At 76.5% G+C, this 1,862-nt stretch carries 2 protein-coding genes; both read right to left on the reverse strand.

Annotated features, from left to right (window positions below; all coding sequences use genetic code 11):
• Nucleotides 1-1,099, reverse strand: a 1,099-nt coding sequence (locus CCN29_RS33480; RefSeq protein ID WP_442538661.1) for an FAD-dependent oxidoreductase, incomplete at its 3' end; no start/stop codon positions are given.
• Complete coding sequence (locus CCN29_RS33485) at nucleotides 1,096-1,824, reverse strand: class I SAM-dependent methyltransferase (RefSeq protein WP_086686245.1); 729 nt, start codon at nucleotides 1,822-1,824, stop codon at nucleotides 1,096-1,098. The genes CCN29_RS33480 and CCN29_RS33485, both read right to left, overlap by 4 nt.
• Between the last annotated feature and the right edge of the window lie 38 nt (nucleotides 1,825-1,862).

The raw sequence follows: 1,862 nt of genomic DNA on the forward strand, positions 1-1,862 counted from the left end.
CGTAGCCGCTGGTGCCGAGGAAGCCGGGCCGGTCGGGGGCGACGGGGCGGTCCAGCCAGAGGCGGGAGACCAGGAAGGGCGGGGCGTTGCGCAGCCGGGCGACGCGCTCCCGCCAGGGTGTGTCGCCGAGCCGGCCGGAGCGGTCGACGAGGGCGCGCAGTCCGGCGGCGTCCAGGGCGAGCACCACGGTGTCGTGGCGGCGCTCGTCCCGGTCGGTGGCGACCGCGTACCCGCCGTCGTCCAGGGGTTCGACGTGCTCGACGGGGGTGGAGGTGCGCAGGTCGGCGCCGTGCCGTGCGAGCAGGGCGGCGAGCGGCTCCCACAGGGCGGTGGGGAAGGGCGCGTTCGGCACGTCGAAGAGCAGGCCCTCGGAGGAGCCGAGGAAGTAGATGTGGAACATCAGCGCCATCTCCGCCGCCGACAGCAGGCGCGGGTCGGCGAAGAAGCTGCGCGAGAACACCTCGAACGCCAGGTGCCGGGCGCTCGCCGGGAAGCGGACGGCGTCGAGGAAGTCGTGCGCGCTGACCGCGTCGAGGCGTTCGTACACCTCGGGCACGCGGACGTCGAGCAGCGGCAGCGCGGCCGCCGCGTCGATCCGGGGCAGGTCGCGCAGCGGGAAGGACGGGCTGAGCGCGGCGAAGGCGAGCGCGCTCCACGGCGGGGTGCGCGGGACGTGCCGGAAGCTGTCGTGCAGGCCGTCGCTGTGCCGCAGCGGGTAGTCGGGCAGCGGGGTGAGGCGGTCCAGGGCGGGGTCGGTGCGCCGGAGCAGGCCGCGCAGGTTGTAGTACTGCCGGAAGAAGGCGTGGAAGCCGCGGCTCATCGTCGCGGGCGTGCCGTCCTTCAGTTCGACGGGCCGGCCGCCGACGCGTCCGCCGAGGTAGGGGCGGGCCTCGTAGAGGGTGACGGCGACGCCGCGTTCGGCGAGGGCGGTGGCGGCGGCCAGTCCGGCGATGCCGCCGCCGACGACGGCGGTGCTGGGCCGGCGTTCGCCGTCGACGCGGGGCGCGCCGGGCGGGGGCAGAATGACGCGGGCGCGGCGGTCGCGGCCACGGCGGGCCGCGGTGGGACGGGCCGCGGTGGATCGGTGCGGCCGGGTCATCGGGCGGTCTCCGTCGTGGCGGGGCGGCGCCCGGTGAAGGTGTGGGTGATGCCGGTCTGCCAGCCGGGCAGCGGCAGGCGGCGCACGCTGTCGAAGCCGTTCTCCCGCAGTCGGTCGGCGAAGCGGTCGGCGGTGTCGAACTCGACGACGCTGCGCCACAGATGGCGGTACAGATCCCCGTCGCCGAGGAGGGTCGCCGCGGGCTGGACGACGCCCCGGCAGACCAGGGTCCACACGGCGCGGTCGGTGCGGCGTCCGCCGAGGGTGTACTCGTGCACGGCGAGGCGTCCGCCGGGGGCGAGCAGGTCGCGCACGGTGCGCAGCACGGCGTCGGGGTCGGTGACGTTGCGGAAGAGGTAGGCGGCGAACACCGCGTCGAAGGGGCCCGACACGCCTGCCTCGGCGAGCCGTTCGGCGGGCGCGTGGGTGAAGGTGACGTTCGGCGGCCAGGTCTTGCCGGCGGCCCGCTCCAGCATGCCGGCGGAGGCGTCCACGGCGGTGATGTCGGCGCTCGGCAGGACCTCGGCGAGGGCGGCGGTGGAGGCGCCGGTGCCGCAGCCGAGGTCGAGCACGCGCAGCCCCTCGCCGCCGCGGGGCAGGCCCAGGCGGCGTGCGGAGCGGCGCAGATGGGCGTGGTAGCCGGGGTTGGCGGCCACGAGGGTGTCGTAGCTGCGGGCGGCGTGGTCGAAGGCGGCGGCGAGGTGCTCGTCGCGCAGGAGGGTCATGGGGTCTCCGGGGTGGCAGGGGCGGGACGCGTCAGGGG

Source organism: Streptomyces pseudogriseolus, assembly GCA_002154585.1.
Taxonomy (GTDB): Bacteria; Actinomycetota; Actinomycetes; order Streptomycetales; family Streptomycetaceae; genus Streptomyces; species Streptomyces pseudogriseolus.

What these genes read in the sequence shown, in the direction of transcription:
- CCN29_RS33485 (WP_086686245.1), bottom strand. Translation starts at nt 1,824, where the DNA reads ATGACCCTCCTGCGCGACGAGCACCTCGCCGCCGCCTTCGACCACGCC.